Here is a 16,598-nt window from a genome sequence, read left to right as displayed (position 1 = left end):
GAAGTAGAAGCTTCATATACATAATAAAATCCGCGAGACATGCATCACCTTTCCCTTTTGCGCAAACGCACCTTGGTCGTTTTGTGCGCTGCCGCCTTGCTGGCGGCCCTTGGCTATTGGGCTGATCACGCAAGGGGGTTGCTACACCAGCTCTTCCCTGGCCATTCCAGTGAACAGAATAAACCGCAAGTGGGCCCTGTTGATGCCGGCTTTGCTCGCAGCATGCTGTTGCACCACACCCAAGCCATCCAAATGTCCATGATGATGCGGGAAGCTGCATCCCCCGAAATTCAGGCCTTGGCGCAGTCCATCACCATCAAGCAAACACGTGAAATGGGCGTGATGGAAGGTTGGCTGACGGTGTGGAATGAGCCAGTCATGGTGGCTGGCCCGCCCATGGCCTGGGTTGAAGAGGCAAGCAATGTTCGCCACCTGGATGACAAGCTGTTTCAGGCCCGCTGCAAAGCGGAAGGCGGCGCCATGGCTGGTGTAGCCACAACCGAACAACTTGAACAACTCAAAAAGGCCACCGGTACTGACAAGGAAATTCTGTTTCTGGAGTTGATGCTGGCACACCACCGTGCGGCATTGCCCATGGCCTGGTTTGCCAGCCGAAATGGCGAATCCAGCCTGGTCAAGGCACTGGCCACCAGCATGATCCGCGACCAAGGCATGGAAATTGGCTGGATCCAGATGAAACTGCAACAACTTCAAAAAAATTGACCCGGAGACACACCATGTTGAACCTGTATCCATGCCGTCTGTTCGCGTCATTGCTGCTGCCCACCCTGATTGCAGGCTGCTTTGGTAGCTCGGACAGCCCGTCCACCGCCACAGGTAACCGCACCAACCCCAGCCAGGTGGTGGATGGCTTGAACATCACCGCGACTCCACAAGGGGTTTGCGGGCCTGGATCACGTGAAGAAACAGGTATGCAAGGCCGGGTTTCGCAGGCAGACCACGATGCAGGGCTTGCCGCTGCCGGTTTTTCCTGCAACACACAGATGGTGGGTTCGTTCGCACCCGAACGCGTTATTGGTACAGTGGGCGGCTTCAAGGTTGAACGCTACCGCGACAAGGCAGGCCGTGACTGCGCATTCGCCGACAGCACATTGCTGTTCCCCACCAACATCCTGGACCTTGAGCTGGGCGTGAATGTTTTTGACATGAGCGACCCCACCAAGCCAGTGCGCACAGCCCGGCTGATTACGCCTGCCATGCTGTCGCCGCATGAATCGTTGGTAGTAAGCCAGGAAGGTGGCGTGCTGGCTGCCGTGCTGGGCAACCCTGCTTTTGGCCCTGGCATTGTCGACATTTACGATGTGTCGGAAGACTGCCGCAAACCGGTATTGAAATCGTCGACACCGCTGGGTTTGTTCGGCCATGAAAGCGGCATTTCACCTGACGGAAAAACCTTCTTTTCAGGTTCTCCAAGCACCTTCACGCTGGTGGCGCTGGATATTTCCAACCCCAGCTTCCCTCGCCCGCTGTGGACTGGTTTTTACGCCTCGCATGGTTTGTCAATCAGCCCCGATGGCAACCGAGCCTACGTGGCCAGTTTCACCAACCCAGCTGGCATGCTGGTGCTCGACATTTCCGAAATTCAAGCCCGCAAAGCCAACCCACAGGTGAAAGAAGTATCGCGTCTGAGTTGGGACACTGTCACCATCCCACAGAACGCCATTCCGTTCACCAGCAACGGCAAAAAATACATCATGGAAGTCGACGAGTATTCGGGCAACCCAGGACCAATACCCGTCGCGATTCACGGCTCAAAAGTAGGTGCGGCGCGCATCATCGACATTTCAGACGAAACCAAGCCGAAGGTGATCTCCAACCTGCGTCTGGATGTCCACAATGTGGAGAACCGGGAAAAAATTGCCAGTGACCCCGGCGCACAAAACCCCACGGGTGGCTATGCTGGGCACTATTGCAACATTCCGACACGTGTCAACCCCACCATTGTGGCGTGCAGCATGATCTTGTCGGGCTTGCGTATTTTTGACATTCGCGACCCGGCCAACCCGGTTGAGGTGGCCTATTTCAACGCACCCGTCAAACCCCGGGTGCTGACGCTGCCCGCACCCGCCAGCAACTGGGCCATGTCCAGCCCGGCCTTTGTGCCGGAACGCAAGGAAATCTGGTATACCGACGGCTATCAAGGTTTTTACGTGGTCAAAGTGACCAACAACGCATGGAAATAAGAACAATGAGTTTTCAATATTTGAATCTGGACGTGTCAGAACGGGTAGCCACTGTCACCATCAACCGGCCAGACAAAGGCAATGCCCTGGCACCCGACGTACTGGAAGAAGTCACCCGCATGTTCAATGACTTGGGTGCACGCACGGATGTGCATGTGATCGCATTCACCGGCGGTGAACGTTACTTCTCCGCAGGTTTTGACCTGAATGAAATTCGCAAGCTGGAAAAAGTCAGCAACGAAGCCTACACCGCCCTGTTTCACCGCGCCTACCGCGCTGTTCTGTTTTGCGAACAGCCCGTGATTTGTGCAGTGGGTGGTGCAGCCATTGCGGGTGGATTCGATTTGACCATGATGTGCGACATTCGTTATGCCTCCACACGGGCCAAGTTCGGACAGCGCGAAATTGTGTTGTCACTGACCCCAATCATGGACCCGCTGTGGCGCATCATCGGCATGGGTCGTGCCAAGGAAGTAGCACTGACTGGCCGAATTTACGATGCAGCCGAGGCCGAACGCATGGGCTATGTCAGTGCAGTATTTCCCGAAGGCGAATTGCTGACATCGGTTTCTAAAATTGCCCGCGACATGGCGCAATATGACCGGGCTTGCCTGGCGGAAACCAAGCGCCTTTCCAATGTGGTGTTGAACCAGGACTTGGACATGTCCATGCGCACCCAGGAATGGCTGTTCAGAAGCTACATTGGCTCGGAAGAAAACCACCAGCGCATTGATGCGCTGCAGGCGCAGTTGGCTGCAGCGCGGAAGGCCAAAGGCTAATGTTTGACTCGGTAGCGGGACTTCCGATTCCCGCTATCGCCTACCGGTATCGCGCAAATTCAACCGGATCGTGCGCACAAAACAGCTCGACCTCTTCTCCGTTTTTCCTCACCAGTTCACGCAAACGCGCCTGCGTGGCCTTGCGTTGCGCAGGCAGGGTTTGAACCAGCGTTTCAAAAAATGCCAAACCGGGGGGAATGGGTTCATCGGGTTTCAAAGCCACTTCACTGCGATGGAAATAAGCGTCACCGCAATGCAGCAACCATTTTTCGCCCTTCTTCACAGCCACACCCACATGACCGCGCGTGTGGCCGATCAGCGGAACCATCAACAGATCAACATCGGCAATGGGGCGAATGGCCTGAAAACCAAACCAGGACTCGCTGGTGGCGGCATGGATGGACCACTTGGGCCCATGCGCAAACTGGGCTTTTCTGAATCGTAGCGAATCCCGCAAGCTGGGCTGAAGGGCATGGCGGTGTTCCGGTTCATACACATGCACTTGGGCACCTGGAAAATCACTCAAGCCACCGGCATGGTCCAGGTCCAGGTGGGTTGGCACTATGTGCTTGACATCGCTGGCCTGAAAACCCAGTGAAGCAAGCTGCTCCAGTGCGGTTTCCTGCCGCAACAGGCTAGGAGACAACATAGCCACAAAACCAGCACCCAAACGCTTCGCGGGTTGATCAATGTCATGGCTACCAATCCCGGTGTCCACAAGAATCAAACCCTGACTGCTTTCGACCAGCAAGCAATGACAAACCATTTTGGCGCGTTCAAAAAAGCCGCCATTGCCGTTGATCAGACGCCTGCAAACCGGGCACATGGTGCCGCAATTCAGGTGATGAAGTTTCATGTGTAATTTCCCGAAAAAAATGTCTTCGATTGATGTTCGACAGCTCTATTGATACACCGAAATTGCAGAATACAGATTCAAGTGCCAGGGCGTGCATCCACCCTGGCATGGCAGGTGTAGAAAAGAATCTACCCACCATGAATTAACAGGTTTGCACAAGGATCCACGCGATGTCACAGATCACCATTCCTCTTTTCCCATTGGGCACTGTACTGTATCCCGACGCACTGCTTCCACTTCAAATTTTTGAAGTCCGATACCTGGACATGATCCGAAGATGCCTCAAGGAAAACACTGGCTTCGGCATCATCAGTTTGAAAGCCGGCGCGGAAACCCGGCAGCCCGGTGAGAAGATCGACCTTGCAAAGTACGGCACGCTGGTCAAGATACAAAAAGCGGATGCGGCTGACAGCAACCTGATCAAGATCACCGTGGAAGGCACACAACGCTTTGAACTGCATTCCTATGAACAGCAGAAAAATGGCTTGTGGACCGGACAGGTCACATTGCTACCCGCGGACACAACCATTGAAATTCCAGAAGACCTGAAGAGCTGTGCCAATGCTTTGGCTGAGTTGATTGAATCGTTTGATGAAAAAGGAATTACACCCGAACAAATTCCCTTCTCCAAACCCTACCGCTTGATGGACTGCGGCTGGGTGGCCAACCGCTGGAGCGAGTTGCTGCCGCTGGACCCGACAACCAAGATTCAGTTCCTGACCATTGACAGTCCACTGTTGCGGCTGGAACTGGTATCCGACCAGCTTCAGGACTACGGTTTGATCAAACCATAAATACTTCATGTGGTTGTCATCAAATTAGACTATTATAAGAGTTGATTAAATTGATTAGACCTATCGGGTCGAAGTCGTTAATCTGAATTTGCTAGATAGCAATGAATAAACTCGAACAAGGAGAGGATCCACATGTCAAACGATGCAAAGTGCCCATTCACAGGCCATGGCCCAAAAACTGCCATTGCAGGTACACCAACCAACGCCAACTGGTGGCCGAATCAGCTCAACCTGAAACTGTTGAATCAGAACTCCCCTTTGACAGACCCCATGGGGGAAGACTTCGACTACGTGGAAGAAGTCAAAAAGCTAGACGTCAATGCCCTGTTGGCTGACCTGAAAGCCCTTTATACGAATTCACAAGACTGGTGGCCAGCCGATTACGGTCACTATGGCCCCTTCTTTGTCCGCATGACATGGCACGCTGCCGGTACTTACCGCATCGCTGATGGCCGTGGCGGCGCGGGCACCGGCATGCAGCGCTTTGCACCATTGAACAGCTGGCCAGACAACGGCAACCTGGACAAGGCACGTCGCCTGTTGTGGCCCATCAAGCAGAAATACGGCAAGCAATTGTCATGGGCCGACCTGATCACCTTGGCCGGTACCTATTGCATGGACACCATGGGTTTCAAGACCTTTGGTTTCGCATTCGGCCGGAAAGACGTTTATGAGCCTGAAGAAGTGTACTGGGGCCCTGAAACAGAAATGTTGGGCAACAAGCGTTACACCGGCAACCGCGAATTGGAAAACCCATTGGGCGCGGTTCAGATGGGTTTGATTTATGTAAACCCTGAAGGCCCGGACGGCAACCCCGACCCCAAGCTGTCAGCCCACGATGTGCGCACAACTTTCGCACGCATGGCCATGAATGATTACGAAACCGTGGCCCTGGTGGCCGGTGGCCACACCTTCGGCAAGGCCCACGGCGCAGGTAACCCTGCACTGGTCGGCCCCGAACCCGAAGGTGCACCGATTGAAGAACAAGGCCTGGGCTGGATCAACAAGCACGGCACCGGCAAAGGTGGCGACACCACCACCAGTGGAATCGAAGGTGCCTGGAAACCCAACCCAACCACTTGGGACATGGGCTACCTTGAAACCCTGTTCAAGTACGATTGGGAACTGACCAAGAGCCCGGCTGGAGCTCAGCAGTGGACACCCAAGAACGGCGCAGGCGACGGCACGGTTGTGGATGCACACGACCCCAACAAGCGCCACGCTCCCATGATGACCACGGCCGACATGGCGTTGCGGATGGACCCGGCTTACGAAAAAATTTCGCGCCATTTCCTGGCCAACCCGGACGAGTTTGCTGACGCCTATGCCCGCGCCTGGTTCAAGCTGACACACCGTGACATGGGACCAAAGGCACGTTACATCGGCCCATTGGTACCGGCAGAAGACCTTATCTGGCAAGACCCTGTGCCCGCAGTGGATCACCCACTGGTCAATGATGCCGATGTGGCTGCGTTGAAAGCAAAAGTTCTGGCTTCAGGCTTCAGCATTCCCCAACTGGTGCGTACAGCCTGGTCTTCTGCTGCAAGCTATCGCAACAGCGACAAGCGCGGCGGTGCCAACGGTGCCCGCATTCGCTTGGCACCCATGAAAAACTGGGAAGCCAACAACCCGGCTGAACTGGCCACGGTGCTGGAACAACTGGAAGGAATCCAGAAGGAATTCAATGCGGCAGCAACAGGCGGCAAGAAAATTTCTCTGGCCGACTTGATCGTGCTGGCAGGTGCTGCGGGTGTTGAAGCAGCCGCGAAAAAGGCAGGTCACCATGTGACTGTACCTTTCGCCCCCGGCCGCACTGACGCCAGCCAGGAACACACGGATGTGGATTCCTTCGAAGTGCTGGAACCCACAGCCGATGGCTTCAGAAACTACGCACGCAAAGGTCTGGAAGGCAGCACCGCCGAACGCCTGATCGACAAGGCCAGCTTGCTGGGTTTGACTGCACCTGAAATGACTGTGCTGGTGGGTGGCCTGCGTGCCATGAATGCCAATGCAGGCGGCTCGCAACACGGCGTGTTCACCAAGCGCCCTGAAGCATTGACCACTGACTTCTTCACCAACCTGCTCGACATGAGCACCAAGTGGACCAAATCAGCCAGTGCAGAAGGCGTATTGGAAGGCCGTGACCGCACAACAGGTCAGATCAAGTGGACAGGTACCTTGGCAGACATGTGTTTTGGTTCCAACTCGCAACTGCGTGCACTGTGCGAAGTGTATGCCGGAGCCGACGCAGAGAAGAAGTTCGTGAACGACTTCATTGCGGCCTGGAACAAGGTGATGAATGCAGACCGCTTTGACTTGAAGTAATTCAAATCAGTTTGCAAGTGAATGAAAATCCCGGAGCCGGTTCAGCTGGCCCCGGGATTTTTTTTATTGCCAATCAATTCGTAATCACCACCTTACCCACAACCTTTCTATCCAGCAGATCCTGCAAGGCCTGTGCGCCCTGCGCAAGGGAATAAGTTTTTGACACCAGCGGCTTGAGCTTGCCCTGTTCAATCAGCGCAAACATTTCACCCAGGTCTTTGATGAAATCGAAGAGTTGCCTGTTCACAAACTCACCCCAGAACACACCCACAATGGAAGCTCCCTTCAGCAGCGGCAAATTCAAAGGGATGCTGGGAATATCACCATCGGCAAAGCCCACCACGAGATACCGACCATTCCAGCCTATGCTTCGAAATGCAGGTTCCGCATACTTGCCACCCACCGGATCAAAAATGACATTGGGGCCTTTGCCTGCGGTCAATTCTTTCACGCGCTCACGCAAATCTTCAGTGCTGTAATTGATCAGTTCGTCAGCACCATTTTCTTTGCAAATGGCCAACTTTTCCGCGGTCGAGGCGGCGGCAATTACCTTTGCGCCCAATGCCTTGGCAATCTGAATGGCCGCCAAGCCGACACCGCCAGCTGCACCCAGCACCAAGAGGGTTTCGCCCTCTTTCAACTGCGCTCGGCCTTTCAGGGCATGGTAAGACGTGCCATAGGCCAACGTAAATGATGCTGCCGCCTCAAAACTGAGTGCTGGCGGCATGGGAATAATCTGTTTGGCTTGAACCAGCACTTGTTCAGCAAACGCGCCATGCGTGCAAGCAGCAATGACACGGTCACCGGGCCTGGTGTTTTTAACACCCTCGCCCACTTGCAGTACCACGCCAGCCAGTTCTGCACCCGGCGCAAACGGCAAGGCAGGCTTGAACTGGTACTTGCCTTGAATGATCAGCGCATCGGGAAAATTCACCCCGGCCGCCTTCATGTCGACCAGTACCTGGCCAGGGCCGGGTTTAAGGTCGGCAGTTTCTTCATAGACCAATGTGTCAGGCAGACCCAAGGTTTTGCAAAGCAATGCTTTCATGTTGTTTGTCTCCTTTGTATTCTTATTTGGGCAGTGTCGGGTTTTGCTGAGTCAGAATTTCCTTCATGCGGGTTTCAATAAATGGAAACATGTAGTCGTGGGGAATCACATAAAAACGCTTTTCGCCGATGGCTTTGAATGTTTCGCGCGCCATGTCGTCTGCGGTCAATTGCCCACCTGCAATGGCCTTGCCAATCCGCTTGTTCAGTTGGGCTGAAAGCCCTTCAATAGGCTGCGTGTGCGCCACATCAGCCGGGCGATTGCGTTCCGAACGACCAATTCCAGTGGGTACCCAACCCGGACACAGCAAAGAAATGCCAACTGGCGATTGGGTCATCTGCAATTCTAGGCTCAAGGTTTCACTCAAGGTGACCACACCATGTTTGCTGACGTTGTAAGCCGCCATACCGGGGTTGGAAACCAAGCCGGCTACGGAAGCGGTATTCACGATGTGAGCAGCCCCGCCCTGTGCCTGCATGCGGGGCAGGAATTCTGAAATGCCATGCACCACGCTCCACAGGTTGACCTGCAGTATCCATTCCCAATCTTCCACCGTGTGTTCCCAGGTGGTGCGGGCCAATGCCACGCCTGCGTTGTTGAACAACAGGTGCACTGCACCGAATTGGCTGTAGGCGGCATCGGCCAGTTTTTTGATTTCGGCAGCATGGCGCACGTCCGTGCGGACCGCCAGGGCTCGGCCTGCGGCCAAATCAAGTTGCTGCACGGCGCTGTTCAATGCCGCCTCATCGATGTCGGCCAACACCACATTCATGCCCACTGCGGCTGCATGCCGGGCCAGGGCCAAACCGATTCCACTGGCCGCTCCGGTAATGACCGCGGTCTTGTTTTCAAAATTGTTCATTGAATGCTGTCTCCATCTACTTGTTGTGCTTCTTCTGAGCCAATCCAGATTAGCAGAACAAGTGCCCGTAGAACGGCAGGCCGGGCATTGAGAAAATTGATTTCTTTACCTTTCCTTTAAAAATATTGAAAATCAAAAAATCAAAGGAAAAGCAATTAAATACAGAGAGTTGGACAACAAGCAACTTCGGTTTCTGACGTGGGCAAAGCCGATGCACAAGCGCGCCAAGCAGCCTGCGTAAATTGGTTGCGAGCCGCTGCGCCTAAGGGCAGGTCCCGACGATGGCTGGAGAGACCCCTGCATTGTAGAAGGCGCGGAACGCCGGATTGCCCGGCGACACGCTCTGGACAAGTGCGGCTACCTGTGGCTGCCCATCGTACTTGAGCGTCATCACGTCTCCCGTGTAAGCAGCAGGATTCTCGTTCACGAATATCGCGATCCGATACTTGAGATTCGGGTAAAACTGCTTCGGAAAGAACTGAGTTGCCGGGCTCAGCGAGAAGGCGCTGCGGGCAGCGTCCAGAACCTGGCTACTTTGCGAAGACATCACCACTGACGCGACGTTGACGTTGCCGGGATTTCCCGCACCGTACTTCGCAGACCCTCCGTCAATGAAGAACTTGCTGGCGTCGTAATTGAAACCAGTGAGTGCACTGCCCTGGATGTCAAGCGTACAGACGTCGAAAATGGCCCAGAAGCTGCCATTGGCTACACCCACCAGTTGAGCCTGGGAAGTGCCGACCTGCGTCTGAAAACTATTTACATTGGCGACATGCACATACTTCATCGCAATCGCCTTCTTGAGGTTGTCGTCCAGTTGCTTCTGTGCACTGGGAGTGCAACCCTGGATCAGCGTCAAAATCAGCAGTGCCAGAGAGAGTGAACCGATGTGGCGGGTGCGCGTGATCATGATCGACCTCCATTCCCTGTTGGTGTGCAGAATCGAGAAAAGAATTGGGGAAAGCAGCGACCCCCACGGATCGATTTCGCACTGCCTTGGTAAAACACGAGCTGTTGCCCAAGTATATTGCGAATAGAACCTGGATTCGTAAGCTAATTTGTAGTGGTTCCGGTCTGGTCTGACAGTCTCAATTTTTTCGAAAGTACGGATGTCGGCTTGGGTCAGAGCATTCACTTTTCCAGGCCATGTACTTGATCACAGCAAATTTGATTTCGATCTATAGGAATTGCAGATGAACCCTGTCGAAAAAAGAATATTGAAAGTTTTTACCCTGCTGGGCGCGTTGCTACTTGCCCCCACAGCATGGGCCGGCTGTGAATACAAAACCATTCCCAACCCCCACCCCGATGGAATTGCTAAATCCTATTGCGATCGCCCCATTTCAAAAGTCATGGGCTGGCAGGGTGCGCCGTGGCTGGAGCGGCCCCAACGCATTGAAGAAGAGCGAACCGATTTGCTGATCAAGCAACTGGAGTTGAAGCCGGGCATGGTGGTGGGCGACATTGGTGCAGGCACGGGCCACATCAGCCGCATGATGGCCGAAAAAATTTCCCCCAACGGCACCGTGTGGGCCGTGGACATTCAGCCGGAAATGATCAAGCTGTTGCGCAAGAAAGCTGAAAGTTTACCGAAGGGCCGCATGGAAATTCGGCAATCGCAAGCCACGTCCCTTAACCTGCCCGACCGGGTATTGGATATTGCTGTGATGGTGGACGTGTACCACGAACTGGAATACCCGCGTGAAACCCTGCAGTCGCTAATGAAAGCGGTGAAAAAAGGCGGGCGTATCGTGTTCGTGGAATACCGCGCATTGGATCCGGATGTGCCCATCAAGCCCCTACACACCATGAGCGTTGCGCAAGTTCAAAAAGAGGCTCAAGACCTTGGACTGAAGTTTGAAAAAACACAACTGTTGAGCTGGCAAAACATGATCAGTTTCATCAACCCGTAGACCCGTGAAAAAAGCGCTTCAATTTCCGCGCTGTTCGTTAATCCACCTCACTGCACCCTGCCCCGCAGCCTGCCCGGTTGCAAAGCAGGCTGTCAGCAAATAGCCACCGGTGGGTGCTTCCCAGTCCAGCATTTCACCGGCCACAAAAGTGCCGGGCTTGCAGTTCAACATGCTGTCGGCTGTCAAACTTTCAAAACACACGCCACCCGCGGTGCTGATTGCTTCCGCGATGGGCCGCACCGCATGCACAGTAATCGGCAGCGCCTTGAGAGTACAGGCCAGTTTCTCGTAATTGCGAAAATCTTCCTTGCTCAACACCTCGTGAAGAAGCGCCAACTTCACACCGGTTATACCCAACTTGTTCTTGAAATAAGCAGGAAGCGAGTGGCTGCTGCGTGCCAAACCAGCCACCTCGCTGCGAACACGTTCCAGCGAACGGCCAGGCAGCAGGTCAAGCTTGAAAGCGGCGCGGCTCTTGGCATTCAGGCACTGGCGTATTTCCCGTGAGAATGCGTAAACCAGGCTGCCTTCCACACCGTGCTGACCAATGACCATTTCGCCAGGGCGTTCTGTTTCATTTCCATTCAGATCGGTGAACTTCAGGCTGACTGATTTCAACGGTGCACCGGCAAATTTTTCACGAAGGTAATCGCTCCACTTCACCTCGAAACCGCAATTTGCACTTTCCAGTTCAGCAACCTCGGCACCTGCTGCGCGAAGCCACGGCACCCAGGCCCCATCGGACCCCAGCTTGGGCCAACTGGCCCCACCCAAAGCCAGCACTGTGGCCTGCGGCTTGAGTTCAATTTCGCCTTTGGGTGAAGAAAAGCGCAGGCTGCCATTTGCACCCCAACCCAACCACCTGTGGCGCACATGCATGCGCACACCACCTTGGCGCAATCGATGAAGCCAGGCACGCAGCAATGGTGCTGCCTTCATTTCCTTGGGAAATACACGCCCTGAAGTACCCACAAAAGTTTCAACACCCAAGCCGTGCACCCAGTCGCACAACTTGTCAGGGGTCATGGAATCAAGGGCAGTTTGCAAGTGGGGCTGCGATTCGGAATATCTCTTACAAAATTTCTCATATTCTTCGCTGTGCGTAATATTCAGCCCACCAATACCCGCCAGCAAGAACTTGCGCCCAAACGATGGCATGGCATCAAACACATCCACCTGGATACCTGCATTGCAGATTATCTCGGCTGCCATCAAACCCGCCGGGCCGCCGCCGATGACAGCAACGCTTGTTCGGGATGCATCAAACATGGGGTGGCTTCTTAAGGGAACTTGCATCACGCAAAGGTTTGAGCAAATGGCTTAAACCATTGTGATCAATTTCCTGCATCAAGGCCAACAGCCGGCCGATTTCCCCATTCGGGAAACCTTCACGGGCAAACCAGTTCAGGTAATTGCCGGGCAGGTCTGCAAGCAGTTTGCCTTGGTGCTTGCCAAACGGCATTTTGACGGTGACCAGTTTCTGTAGGTCTTCAGCATTCATGGGGTGGCGTGCATCCAAAACGGGGGTATTGATACCCCCGGATTATAAATGCAAGCAGCCTCAGATCTGTACCCGCGTTCCCAGCTCTACCACCGCGTTCGAAGGCAACCTGAAGAAATCCACCACGCCACCCGCGTTTCGGCTCATGGCGGCGAAAAGCTGTTCGCGCCACCTGACCATTCCCGACCCAGGTGTAGGCACCACGGTTTCCCGACTCAGGAAATACGTGGTTTCAAACAGGGATACCTTCAGACCCATGTCTTCCGTCAGGCTCAAGGCATGCGGAATATTGGGGGTGTTCATGAACCCATAACGCACGGTGACCTGCCAGAAGTCTTGGCCCAAAGGCTTGATTTCGACTCGATCTTTGGTACCCACCCAAGGCACGCTATCAAAAACCACCGTCAGAATCAGGTTTCTTGCGTGCAACACCTGGTTGTGTTTTAAATTGTGCAACAGGGCCATGGGTACTTTGCTTGGGTCCGCCACGGGATAAACCGCTGTGCGTTCAGCTTTGTTGATCTCGTTCACATTCAGGGTCGGCAGGAAATCGGCAATGTCGATGCCCTCTTTCTGGATACTTTGCATCAACAGTTTGCGACCACTCCACCAAGTCGCCATCACGGTGAACAATACCAGTCCCAACAAAATGGGGAACCAGCCACCATCCATCAGCTTGAGTGCACAACTGATAACCAAAACCAGATCAATGAGGACGAAAAAGCAGGTGGCAGACACGGACAGCCAGGCAGGCAGGCCCCAACTGCGGCGAATCACGAAGTAAGTCAGAATTGTGGTGATCAACATGGTCAGCGTGACGGCAATACCGTAAGCGCCAGCCAGGTTGGAAGAAGTTTTGAACAGCAGTACGGCCAGCAACACGCCCGCCAGCAACAGCCAGTTCACAGCAGGCATGTAAATTTGCCCAGACTCCTTGGCTGAAGTGTAATGAATTTTCATGCGTGGAAGAAAACCCAGTTGAATGGCTTGCTTGCTCATTGAATACGCGCCGGAAATCACAGCCTGAGAAGCAATGATTGCCGCCATCGTGGCCAGACACAATGCAGGAATGACCCAGGTTTCAGGGAATGAACGGTAAAACGGATTTTCGATCGCACTGGGATCAGCAATCAGCAAAGCACCCTGCCCCAGATAATTGAGGGCCAGGCAAGGAAACACCAGAAAGGTCCAGGCCAGTCGAATCGGTTTTTTACCGAAATGGCCCATGTCGGCATACAAGGCCTCAGCACCAGTCAAGGCCAGCACAATCGCGCCAAAAGCAGCAAACAGGGCCCAACCCCGCTCCATGACAAACTGAATCCCGTGAAGCGGGTTCAAGGCGTGCAGAATTTCGGGGGCCGCTACGATATTGAGAATACCAACACCCCCAAGCACCAGGAACCACAACACAATAATGGGTCCGAAGTACCTGCCCACTACCGATGTGCCAAGCCTTTGAACAGCAAACAAACCGATCAGGATCACCACACTGAGCGGGATGATGTACGGGGTCAGGGTTGGGGTGATCAGGGTGAGCCCTTCCATGGCACCCAACACTGAAATGGCTGGGGTGATTACGCTGTCGCCATAGAACAGGGTTGCACCAAACACGCCGATCAACAACAAGGCCCTTTTGAGCTGGGGATTGGCTCGCACTGCTTCAGAAGCCAGGGCTGTTAATGCCAGCCCCCCGCCCTCTCCGTTGTTATCTGCTTTCAAAATCAGAATGACGTATTTCAGGGTCACGACCAACATCAAAGCCCAGAAAATAACGGAAATTGCACCCGTCAAATTCTCAGGGTTCAACGGCACACCCGTGTTTTCCCCAAAAACCTCTTTGACCGTATACAGGGGGCTGGTACCGATGTCGCCATACACAACGCCAATTGCACCCAGTGTCAAGGCGGCCAAGCCTGCCTTGTGAGCTGCATTTGAATCTGGTTTGTCTGTCATCTTGTTGCTCGCGTAGTGATTACGAACGACAGGATGCACCGCCGGGTATCAGGAAGTTATAAGGAAATATTCAGACAACTGGTTCGTGCTTGGTTTCTGCTTGATTTGTGCTTGATTTGTGCTTGGTTTGTACTTAGTCAGCCGCCAGCATTCGGTAGCCCACACCGGTTTCCGTCAAAATAAAGTGTGGGTCGGCCGGGTTGGCCTCGATTTTTGCGCGCAACTGCCCTATGTACAAGCGGGTGTAGTGGGTGTGCTCAAGGTATTCCGGGCCCCAGACATCGGTCAGCAACTGGCGATGCGACACCGCTTGCCCCGCAGTTCTCACCAAACGGGCCAGCAATTCATACTCGGTCGGGGTTAATTTCACTGGCAGGCCATTCAGCAAAATTTCCCGCTTGATCAGATCAACATGAAGACCGTCTCTTTGATACAGCAAGGTGGCAGGCTGCGCCAGATTACCCCTGTACCGAAGCGCCACGCGAATACGCGCCAACAACTCGCCAATGCTGAAAGGCTTTACGAGGTAATCGTCGGCACCCGCATCCAGCAGTTTGATCTTGCTCTCTTCCTCTGGCCGGGCGGAAATCACAATCACTGGGATATGACTCGCTTTTCTCGCCACTTCCAGAAAGCTGTAACCGTCGCCATCGGGCAAACCCAAGTCAAGCAGTACCAAATCAAATGGCTGGGTGGTGTGCGTATTGTTGGGCTGAATCGCGGAATGATTGGCCAACAAAGCACGCGCTTCGGACAAACTGGCCGCGCTGACCACAGCATGCCCTTCCGTGGTCAGTGCTGTACGCAATGCACGGCCCAATTCCCGGTCATCTTCAATCAGTAAAATTCGAACAGCCATAGCGTGGTCTATCGGTTGTGAACAGCAATCGGCAAACAAAAAACAGCAGTAGTCCCTTTTTCAAGGCCAGCAGAAAAGTGAAGCCGACCGGAATGTACCTGGGCCACAGCGCGGCAGAGTTGAAGACCAATACCCAAGCCTCGAGACTGGTCACCAGGCTGAATTTGAGCCAGTGGCATGCCCTTGCCCAGATCAGACACCTGAAAACACACTTCACCCTGACCCTGAACCACATTCAGTTCAACACTGCCAGGCGCCCCCGAGTGCTGTAGCGCGTTGTCAATCAGGTTATCCAGAACCTGCTCGACAAGCACCATGTTGCACAGTACCAAGGGCAAGTCCTGCTCCACCTGAACTTTGGGCAAGTGCTTCTGTTTGCGTTGTCTCAAACGTTGAAGTACCGAAGCAACCATGTCTTCGACAGACTCATCCCGCATGGGCACCTGAACCTGCTCACCACTCAAACGCGCAAGGGTCAATGTGTTGTCAGTCAGGCGGCTGACCTGTTGCGATTCAGCTTGAATCAGCTCTGCATAATGTCGAATTTCATCTTTCGTCAAGCGCTCACCTTGCTCCAGCAACGCGGAGGCCGAGGTCATGATACTGGCCAAAGGCGTTCGCTGATCGTGAGCAATCGAAGTCAAAAACAGACTGCGCGTGGCCTGGTTTTGAGCCAGTTCACGCGCCTGTTGCGCCCGGCGGGCGCTTTCATGCCGTTCACAGGCCAAGCCCATTTGGTCCAGCAGCGCTTGAACATCTTGAATCCAGACCGCATCCAGAAAATCATCGCGCTTTCCAACAAACAGGCAAACCCCATACGCACCCGATTTTGCACGCATGGGCAGGTAGAGGTCATCCAGATTTTCATATCGCCCAGTACCACAACCCAAGGGTTTGTTGTCTTGAAGGCAAGCCCCAAACCCTTCCTGCTGAGTCGAATTGACCTTGAATGTGGGTGGATATTCCAGCGCGTGATAACCCAAGGCGATCGCCAGTTGATTGACCCCCAAGCCGCCGACAAGTCCGGCAATCAGGTCATGCAGAACAGGCAATAGCGTATGCGGATTGTCCACCTCACGAAGTTGCTCACTCCAACGCATCAACTGCAAGGTACGTCGCGCCAGCACATGTTCACGTTCTGCAATCTGCTTTTGACGCCTGAGCAGATAGGTGATGAGCCAGGACACGCCCATCACCGTAATCAGAAGAATGCCGTGTTCATGCAAATCGACATGAAATGTGTGCACGGGTGGCACCATTTCATAATTGAACATCAGTACAGCCAGTGCGCTGAGTGCCAGGGACCAGCCCAAAGGCATCAGCAGGGAATAAATCGAAGACACCAAAATGAGCAGCACGGGCGTGCTGCTCAGTGAAAGCCAACCTTGGGGGTACTTGATCAGCAGCATCATCGCTGCCCACAGGAAAAACCCCAAGGCTCCTGTCGAAATCGGGTTGAGTTTCATCACCCCATTCTACTCATTCACCCGGGGTGAATTAAACC

15 protein-coding genes are annotated in these 16,598 nt (G+C 54.0%); 6 read left to right on the top strand and 9 right to left on the bottom strand.

Going from position 1 to position 16,598, the window contains the following annotated elements; genetic code table 11:
* The first annotated feature begins 39 nt into the window (after positions 1-39).
* Genes RGQ30_RS07050 through RGQ30_RS07040 form a run of 3 tightly spaced genes read left to right on the top strand, consistent with a single transcriptional unit; the run spans position 40 to position 2,983 of the window.
* Positions 40-723 (top strand): DUF305 domain-containing protein, encoded by a 684-nt coding sequence (locus tag RGQ30_RS07050; RefSeq protein ID WP_130556592.1) that lies wholly within the window; start codon positions 40-42, stop codon positions 721-723.
* A gap of 14 nt (positions 724-737) precedes the next feature.
* The gene (locus RGQ30_RS07045) at positions 738-2,204 is read left to right on the top strand and encodes an LVIVD repeat-containing protein (RefSeq protein WP_130556593.1); all 1,467 of its coding nucleotides are present in this window, start codon (positions 738-740) and stop codon (positions 2,202-2,204) included.
* A gap of 5 nt (positions 2,205-2,209) precedes the next feature.
* Entirely contained in the window at positions 2,210-2,983 is a 774-nt protein-coding gene (locus tag RGQ30_RS07040) for an enoyl-CoA hydratase/isomerase family protein (protein ID WP_130556594.1), read from the top strand.
* Positions 2,984-3,023: 40 nt separating this feature from the next.
* Here RGQ30_RS07040 and RGQ30_RS07035 read toward each other — a convergent pair whose 3' ends face one another.
* Positions 3,024-3,839 (bottom strand): MBL fold metallo-hydrolase, encoded by an 816-nt coding sequence (locus RGQ30_RS07035; protein ID WP_130556595.1) that lies wholly within the window; start codon positions 3,837-3,839, stop codon positions 3,024-3,026.
* A 170-nt stretch (positions 3,840-4,009) separates the two neighbouring features.
* On the opposite strand from RGQ30_RS07035, the gene RGQ30_RS07030 reads away from it, so the two are divergent.
* Both RGQ30_RS07030 and katG read left to right on the top strand, forming a co-directional pair.
* Positions 4,010-4,633 (top strand): LON peptidase substrate-binding domain-containing protein, encoded by a 624-nt coding sequence (locus RGQ30_RS07030; protein ID WP_130556596.1) that lies wholly within the window; start codon positions 4,010-4,012, stop codon positions 4,631-4,633.
* 132 nt (positions 4,634-4,765) lie between these two features.
* Entirely contained in the window at positions 4,766-6,958 is a 2,193-nt protein-coding gene (gene katG, locus RGQ30_RS07025) for a catalase/peroxidase HPI (RefSeq protein ID WP_130556597.1), read from the top strand.
* Between the two features lie 73 nt (positions 6,959-7,031).
* Here the strand turns inward: katG and RGQ30_RS07020 are convergent, their stop codons facing one another.
* The 3 genes from RGQ30_RS07020 to RGQ30_RS07010 all read right to left on the bottom strand — a co-directional run bounded on the left by RGQ30_RS07020 (position 7,032) and on the right by RGQ30_RS07010 (position 9,778).
* Complete coding sequence (locus RGQ30_RS07020) at positions 7,032-8,006, bottom strand: NADPH:quinone oxidoreductase family protein (RefSeq protein ID WP_130556598.1); 975 nt, start codon at positions 8,004-8,006, stop codon at positions 7,032-7,034.
* Positions 8,007-8,028: 22 nt separating this feature from the next.
* Entirely contained in the window at positions 8,029-8,868 is an 840-nt protein-coding gene (locus RGQ30_RS07015; protein ID WP_130556599.1) for an SDR family NAD(P)-dependent oxidoreductase, read from the bottom strand.
* 262 nt (positions 8,869-9,130) lie between these two features.
* Complete coding sequence (locus RGQ30_RS07010; RefSeq protein WP_130556600.1) at positions 9,131-9,778, bottom strand: hypothetical protein; 648 nt, start codon at positions 9,776-9,778, stop codon at positions 9,131-9,133.
* Between the two features lie 283 nt (positions 9,779-10,061).
* On the opposite strand from RGQ30_RS07010, the gene RGQ30_RS07005 reads away from it, so the two are divergent.
* Positions 10,062-10,781: a class I SAM-dependent methyltransferase gene (locus RGQ30_RS07005; RefSeq protein ID WP_130556601.1), complete on the top strand. Its 720-nt coding sequence runs from the start codon at positions 10,062-10,064 to the stop codon at positions 10,779-10,781.
* A gap of 18 nt (positions 10,782-10,799) precedes the next feature.
* Here RGQ30_RS07005 and RGQ30_RS07000 read toward each other — a convergent pair whose 3' ends face one another.
* From RGQ30_RS07000 to RGQ30_RS06980, 5 genes are all read right to left on the bottom strand, one after another.
* On the bottom strand, positions 10,800-12,050 hold the full coding sequence (locus RGQ30_RS07000; protein WP_130556602.1) for a TIGR03862 family flavoprotein: 1,251 nt from the start codon (positions 12,048-12,050) through the stop codon (positions 10,800-10,802).
* Positions 12,043-12,282 carry a DUF3820 family protein gene (locus RGQ30_RS06995; protein WP_130556603.1) on the bottom strand — a complete coding sequence of 80 codons (240 nt, stop codon included), beginning with the start codon at positions 12,280-12,282 and terminating at the stop codon, positions 12,043-12,045. Before RGQ30_RS06995 ends, RGQ30_RS07000 begins: the two co-directional genes overlap by 8 nt.
* A 60-nt stretch (positions 12,283-12,342) precedes the next feature.
* Positions 12,343-14,235: a potassium transporter Kup gene (locus RGQ30_RS06990; RefSeq protein ID WP_130556604.1), complete on the bottom strand. Its 1,893-nt coding sequence runs from the start codon at positions 14,233-14,235 to the stop codon at positions 12,343-12,345.
* Between the two features lie 133 nt (positions 14,236-14,368).
* The gene (locus tag RGQ30_RS06985; protein ID WP_130556605.1) at positions 14,369-15,094 is read right to left on the bottom strand and encodes a response regulator; all 726 of its coding nucleotides are present in this window, start codon (positions 15,092-15,094) and stop codon (positions 14,369-14,371) included.
* An 8-nt stretch (positions 15,095-15,102) separates the two neighbouring features.
* Positions 15,103-16,560 (bottom strand): sensor histidine kinase, encoded by a 1,458-nt coding sequence (locus RGQ30_RS06980; protein ID WP_130556606.1) that lies wholly within the window; start codon positions 16,558-16,560, stop codon positions 15,103-15,105.
* Positions 16,561-16,598 lie beyond the last annotated feature (38 nt).

It is taken from the genome of Limnobacter thiooxidans (genome assembly GCF_036323495.1).
Taxonomy (GTDB): domain Bacteria; phylum Pseudomonadota; class Gammaproteobacteria; order Burkholderiales; family Burkholderiaceae_B; genus Limnobacter; species Limnobacter thiooxidans.
The sequence above is the reverse complement of the archived record's forward strand: the minus strand, read 5'-3'. Positions and strand labels throughout refer to the sequence as shown.